The following is a 6,048-nucleotide window of genomic DNA, read 5'->3' as shown; positions in this document are numbered from 1 at the left end:
GGGTGCACCTGGGGCTCGTCGCCGCGCCCGCCGTCGTGGTCGTGGTCTGGGTGGTCCGCGCGTTCCTGCCGGGCGAGGAGGCGAGCGAGGACGACGACGCGCCCGCGGCCGGCTCCGCCTGGCTGGAGCCGCGCACGCTGCTGGTGGGCCTCATGGTCCTGGCGCTCGCCCTCACGGAGGGGACGGCCAACGACTGGCTCACCGTGGCGCTCGTCGACGGCTACGACCTGCCCGACTGGGCGGGCGCGCTCGGCTTCGGGCTGTTCGTCACGGCCATGACAGCGGGACGCGTCGTCGGCACGTCGGTGCTCGACCGGTACGGACGTGTCGCCGTCCTGTGGTCGACGATGACGCTCGCCGGCGTCGGCGTGCTGCTCACGGTGCTCGCCGGCAACGTCGTCGTCGCGATGGTCCGCGCGCGTGAGCGTCGTGTCGACGATCGGCTACACGGCGTTCCTCGCCGGTCCCCCGCTCATCGGCTTCGTGGCCGACCACGTCGGCACCCTCGACGCGCTGCTCGTCGTGGCGGTGCTCCTCGTGCCGTCGGCCCTCGTCGTCCCTGCTGCGCGGGAGGCGCGCCGGGCCTAGCCTCCGGTCATGGGTACCGAGGAGGCCGCACGCGGCCAGGACGACCGTTCCATGTTCGACCGGTTCGTGGAGGCGACGCAGGGCTTCGTCTCCAGGGGACCGTTCTTCCTGCTGTGCGCCGCCATCGTGGTGGCCTGGCTCGTGAGCGTGCCGTTCTGGCCGGACCTGAAGTCGTGGCAGGTGGCGATCCACACCGTGGCGAGCGTGCAGTCGCTGTTCCTGCTGGCGCTGCTCGAGAACGCCGGGCGTCGGACCGAGGAGGCGTCGCAGGAGAAGCTCAACGTGCTCGCCGAGGCGATCGCCGACCTCATGGAGTCGCGGGCACGCGACGACGAGCGCCTGGCCGAGTCGGTCACGCGGCTGCGCGAGGCGGTCGGGCTGGAGGACCGGCACTGATCCAGACCGCGCGGTCGGGCGCCGACCTCAGGCGAGCAGGAACGTCCGCAGGGCGGACACGAAGGCCTCGGGCCGTTCGGAGTGCACCCAGTGGCCGGCGCCCTTCACCGTGACCAGCCGGGTGCGGGGGAAGAGCCGCCGCATGTGCTCGGCGTGCTGCGGGCCCACGTAGGCCGACCGCTCCCCCGCCAGCCACAGCACCGGACGGTCGAAGGTCGCGTCGACCTCGGGGAACCCGCCGATCACCTCGAGGTCGCGGCGCAGGAGGTCGAGGTTCGCCTGCCAGCGGAAGCCGCCTCCCTCCTCGGCCGGGACGCTGCGCAGGTTCTGCAGGAGGAAGCCGCGGACGGTGTCGTTGTCGATGCGGGAGCGCAGCTGCTCGTCGGCGTCGCCGCGACGCACGAGGGTCGCGAGGTCGAGCGACGCGAGGCTGTCGAGCAGGTGGACGAACTCGTCGGCACCCTCGCTGCGGTCGGGGGCGATGTCGACGACGACGAGCCGGTCGACGAGCTCGGGATGACGCAGCGCGAGCACCATCGCGACCTTGCCGCCCATGGAGTGCCCGACGAGGTGCGTCCGACCGCCGCCCACCCAGCGCTCCCGCAGGAACGCCGCGACCCGGTCGGCGACGTCGACGTAGTCGACGGTGTCGGTCCAGCGCGAGTGACCGTGGTTCGGCAGGTCGACGAGGAGGGAGCGCAGCTCGGGCTGCAGCGCCTTCGCCGCCTGCGTGAAGTTGCGGCCCTGGCCGAACAGACCGTGCAGGAACGCGACGCGCTCGCCGCTCTCCCCCACCTCGCGGGCGTAGATGGCGTCGCTCACGCGCCCAGCCTAGGACCGCGCGCCCACGGGACCCGACCGGGTCAGTCCAGCGCGCGCAGGATCGCCTCGGACATCACCTGCATCCAGTGACGTGCCTGGTCGAGGTCGCCGGGATCGAGGAAGTAGTGGTCCTGGCCCGGCACGACGTGGTGCTCGACGGCGACGCCCGCGTCGGACAGGCGCTGTGCGTACGCGTCGCCCTCGGCGCGCAACGCGTCGTGCTGCGCGGTCAGCACGAGTGCGGGCGCCAGGCCGGAGACGTCGTCGGCGAGGAGCGGCGACGCGTAGGGCTCCGTGCGTCGCGCGGCGTCCTTGAAGTACGTGGCTCGGACGAGCCCGACGATGCGCTCGTCGATCATCGGCCGCGGGATCGTCGCGGGCTTGACGGTGGTCGAGACGTCGAGCGACGGGACGCCGAGCAGCTGCAGCCGCACGGGCGGCTCGCCGGCGTCGCGCGCCTGGAGGCAGGCCGACGCGGCCAGGTTGCCGCCGGCGCTGAATCCGCCCACGACGACCCGTGTGCCGTCGACGTCGCGCTCGTGGCCGTGCTCCTGGACCCACCGCAGCACGTCGTGCGCCTGCTCCTGCGCCACGGGGTACCGGTGCCGCGGGGCCACGTCGTAGTCGACGTTCACGACGACCGCACCGGTCGTCGCGACCACCCACCGGGCGAAGAAGTCGTCCATCGCCGCGTGCCGCATGAGGAACGCGCCGCCGTGCAGGTGCACGTACGCACCCGGGGTCGACGGTGCCGCCCGGCGGCCCGGACGCGGCCGGTACACGAAGCACCGCACCTGGCCGTGGCGCGTCGGCACCCGCCAGGTGCTCGGGTCGTCGACCTCGTCGCGCACGAGCTGCAGCGCGTCGCCGTAGCGCACCGTCAGGGGTGCGGTGAGGTTCATCAGGAGCGCGGTCGCGTCGGCGTAGAGGCCCATGACCCTCGTTCGTGGCCGGGTGGTGGACGGATGGGCGGGCCGTGAGGGACGCGGGCATGATGGAGGGGTGAGGATCACCCGACTCGGGCACGCCGCCCTGCTGCTGGAGACCGATCGAGCACGTGTGCTCGTCGACCCCGGCGCCTTCAGCCTCGACGACGCGTTCACCGCGCGCGACCTCGATGCCGTCGTCGTCACGCACCAGCACCCCGACCACCTGCACCCTGACCGGGCGCGCGAGCTCGTCGAGGCGAACCCGCAGGCGCTCTTCGTGGCCGACCCCGAGACCGCGGAGCAGCAGGGCGAGCCGTGGCAGGCCCACCGCGCCGGTCACGTCACCGAGATCGGCGACCTCACCCTCACCGGCGTCGGCGAGCGGCACGCCGTGATCCTCCCGGCGCTGCCCGTCGTCGCGAACGTCGGTCTCCTCGTGGAGGGACCGTCGGCCGACGGGGGCCGCGTGCGCCTGTTCCACCCGGGCGACTCCTACGCGTCGATCCCGGACGGGGTCGACGTCCTCGCCCTCCCGCTCAGCGCGCCGTGGGCCCGTATCGCCGACACCGTCGAGTTCCTGCAGACGGTGTCGCCGTCGAACCTGCTGCCGATCCACGACGCGACGATCTCCGAGGTCGCCTACGGCGTGTACTGGAACCACGTCGTGAACTTCGGTGGGGTCGACGCCGACCGCGCGCACCGACTGACGCCCGGCCAGCGCCTCGACGTCTGAGGTGGAGCACCCCGTCCTGCGGGCCGCCACGGTCCCGCTCATGCTGCTGGTCGGCGCCCTCATCACGCTGCAGTCGCGCGTCAACGCCTCGCTCGCCGGTCAGCTCGGCGACGGCCTCCGGGCGGGCGCCCTGGCCGCGGTCGTCAGCTTCGGCAGCGGCCTGGTCCTGCTGAGCGCCGTCGTGCTGTCGCACCCGCGTCGGCGCGCCGGCCTGCGTCGCGTCCTCGACGCGTTGCGCGATCCTGCCGACGGCGCCGACCGCCCGCGACTGCGGCCGGTGCACCTGCTCGGCGGGCTGGGCGGGGCGTTCTTCGTGGCGTCCCAGGGCATCGCCGTCGGCGTCATCGGCGTCGCGCTGTTCATCGTCGCGTTCACGGCGGGCCAGTCGGTGGCCTCGCTCGTGGTCGACCACGTGGGGCTCGGGCCAGGCGGGCACGAGCCCGTCTCGCGACCGCGGGCGGTGGCTGCCCTGTTCGCCGTGGCCGCCGTGACCGTGAAGGTCCTCGGCGACCTCGACGGCAGCCACCTCGGCCTGTCGCTGCTCCTTGCCTCGCTCGCCCTCGTGGCCGGGTGCCTGCAGGCGGTGCAGCAGGCCTTCAACGGGAAGATCTCCGCGGTCGGCGGACCGCTGGTCACCACCTGGAACAACTTCCTGGTCGGCACGTCGGCGCTGCTGGTGCTGCTCCTCGTCAGCTTCCTCGCGCCGGGGCACGTCGACGGGTTCCCCTCGCAGTGGTGGTACTACGTCGGAGGCGTGCTCGGCATCGGCTTCATCGCCATCTCCGCCGTCGCCGTGCAGATTCACGGCGTGCTGGTCCTCGGGCTCTGCTCGATCGCCGGCCAGGTGGTCGCCGCGGAGGTGATCGAGGTGCTCGATCCTTCCGTCGACGTGTCCTGGCTGGGCCTGCTGGGCGGCCTGTTGGCGGTCGTCGGCGTGGTCGTCGCGCTGGCGACACGGCGCCGCACCTGAGTGCTTGTCCTATCTCACTTGTGAGATAGCCTGGTGGGGTGAGCGCACGAGACGACTACCTGGCCCGTATCGGCACCCTCATCCGCGACGCTCGTCAGCACAGTGGGCTGACGCAGTCGGAGCTGGCGACGGAGCTGCGCACCAGCCAGAGCGCGGTGAACCGGATCGAGAAGGGCCAGCAGAACCTGACGCTGGAGATGATCGCCCGGATCGGCACCGCGCTCGACTCCGAGATCGTGAGCGTCGGCACGTCCGGCCCGAGCCACCTGCGGGTCAAGGGCGGCACGCAGCTGTCCGGTGCGATCGACGTGAAGTCGAGCAAGAACGCCGGGGTCGCCCTGCTCTGCGCCTCCCTGCTCAACGAGGGCACCACGATCCTGCGGAAGGTCGCGCGGATCGAGGAGGTCAACCGCCTGCTCGAGGTGCTGTCGTCGATCGGCGTCCGCACCCGGTGGCTCGGCGACGAGGGCGACCTCGAGCTCGTCGTGCCCGCCCAGCTCGACCTCGCGGCGATGGACGAGGCCGCGGCCCGACGCACCCGCAGCATCATCATGTTCCTCGGCCCGCTCATGCACCGGGTCGACCAGTTCGAGCTGCCGTACGCGGGCGGCTGCGACCTCGGCACCCGCACCGTCGAGCCGCACATGACGGCCCTGCGCCCCTTCGGCCTGAAGGTCGTCGCCACGGAGGGCAGCTACCACGTCGACGCCGCCCGTGGCGTCGGGCCGGAGCGGCCGATCGTGCTCACCGAGCGCGGCGACACCGTCACCGAGAACGCGCTGCTCGCGGCGGCCCGCTACGACGGGGTCACGGTCATCCGCAACGCCAGCCCGAACTACATGGTGCAGGACCTCTGCTTCTTCCTCGAGAAGCTCGGCGTCGGCATCGAGGGCATCGGCACGACGACGCTGCGCGTGACCGGCAAGCCGCGCATCAACACCGACGTCGACTACGCCCCGAGCGAGGACCCGATCGAGGCGATGAGCCTCATCGCGGCGGCCATCGTCACGCAGTCGAGCATCACCGTGCGCCGCGTGCCGATCGAGTTCATGGAGATCGAGCTCGCGCTGCTGGAGGAGATGGGCTTCCGCTACGACCGCAGCGCCGAGTACGCCGCCGAGAACGGACAGACCCGACTGGTCGACATCACGACCTACCCGTCGGACCTGCGCGCGCCGATCGACAAGGTGCACCCGATGCCCTTCCCAGGCCTCAACATCGACAACCTCCCGTTCTTCGCCGTCATCGCGGCGACCGCGCAGGGCCAGACGCTCCTGCACGACTGGGTCTATGAGAACCGCGCCATCTACCTGACCGAGCTGAACAAGCTCGGCGCGCGCGTGAAGCTGCTCGACCCGCACCGCGTGCTGGTCGACGGCCCCACGCACTGGAGCGGCACCGAGATCGTGTGCCCGCCGGCACTGCGGCCCGCCGTCGTCATCCTGCTCGCCATGCTCGCGGCGAAGGGCACGTCGGTCCTGCGCAGCGTCTACGTGATCAACCGCGGCTACGAGGACCTCGCCGAGCGCCTCAACGCCCTCGGCGCCCAGATCGAGACCTTCCGCGACATCTGAGCGTCGGCGTCGGGCGCGCGGCGCGCCCGCGCTGCC

General features: G+C 72.2%; 7 protein-coding genes. 5 read left to right on the top strand and 2 right to left on the bottom strand.

Translation table 11 applies throughout. From position 1 onward, the window contains the following. Window positions 1–420: 420 nt before the first annotated feature. Together A6Q79_RS10460 and A6Q79_RS10455 are read left to right on the top strand one after the other, a co-directional pair. Window positions 421–588, top strand: a complete 168-nt coding sequence (locus tag A6Q79_RS10460) for a hypothetical protein (RefSeq protein WP_317698116.1) — start codon at window positions 421–423, stop codon at window positions 586–588. Window positions 589–597: 9 nt separating this feature from the next. Next, window positions 598–984: a low affinity iron permease family protein gene (locus A6Q79_RS10455; RefSeq protein ID WP_286690260.1), complete on the top strand. Its 387-nt coding sequence runs from the start codon at window positions 598–600 to the stop codon at window positions 982–984. 27 nt (window positions 985–1,011) lie between these two features. Here the strand turns inward: A6Q79_RS10455 and A6Q79_RS10450 are convergent, their stop codons facing one another. Together A6Q79_RS10450 and A6Q79_RS10445 are read right to left on the bottom strand one after the other, a co-directional pair. Next, window positions 1,012–1,806, bottom strand: coding sequence for an alpha/beta fold hydrolase (locus A6Q79_RS10450; protein ID WP_286690259.1), 795 nt, complete (start codon window positions 1,804–1,806; stop codon window positions 1,012–1,014). Between the two features lie 41 nt (window positions 1,807–1,847). Continuing rightward, window positions 1,848–2,741 (bottom strand): alpha/beta hydrolase, encoded by an 894-nt coding sequence (locus A6Q79_RS10445; protein ID WP_286690258.1) that lies wholly within the window; start codon window positions 2,739–2,741, stop codon window positions 1,848–1,850. 67 nt (window positions 2,742–2,808) lie between these two features. Between A6Q79_RS10445 and A6Q79_RS10440 the strand changes: the two genes are divergently transcribed. The 3 genes from A6Q79_RS10440 to A6Q79_RS10430 are packed head-to-tail and all read left to right on the top strand — an operon-like array spanning window position 2,809 to window position 6,012. Then, window positions 2,809–3,468 (top strand): MBL fold metallo-hydrolase, encoded by a 660-nt coding sequence (locus tag A6Q79_RS10440; RefSeq protein WP_286690257.1) that lies wholly within the window; start codon window positions 2,809–2,811, stop codon window positions 3,466–3,468. Window position 3,469: 1 nt separating this feature from the next. Then, window positions 3,470–4,438 carry a DMT family transporter gene (locus A6Q79_RS10435; protein WP_067857412.1) on the top strand — a complete coding sequence of 323 codons (969 nt, stop codon included), beginning with the start codon at window positions 3,470–3,472 and terminating at the stop codon, window positions 4,436–4,438. A gap of 38 nt (window positions 4,439–4,476) precedes the next feature. Continuing rightward, the gene (locus A6Q79_RS10430; RefSeq protein ID WP_067857415.1) at window positions 4,477–6,012 is read left to right on the top strand and encodes a UDP-N-acetylglucosamine 1-carboxyvinyltransferase; all 1,536 of its coding nucleotides are present in this window, start codon (window positions 4,477–4,479) and stop codon (window positions 6,010–6,012) included. Window positions 6,013–6,048: the final 36 nt, after the last annotated feature.

This window comes from Aeromicrobium sp. REDSEA-S32_B7 (genome assembly GCF_001626145.1).
Taxonomy (GTDB): Bacteria; Actinomycetota; Actinomycetes; order Propionibacteriales; family Nocardioidaceae; genus Aeromicrobium; species Aeromicrobium erythreum.
The sequence above is the reverse complement of the archived record's forward strand: the minus strand, read 5'-3'. Positions and strand labels throughout refer to the sequence as shown.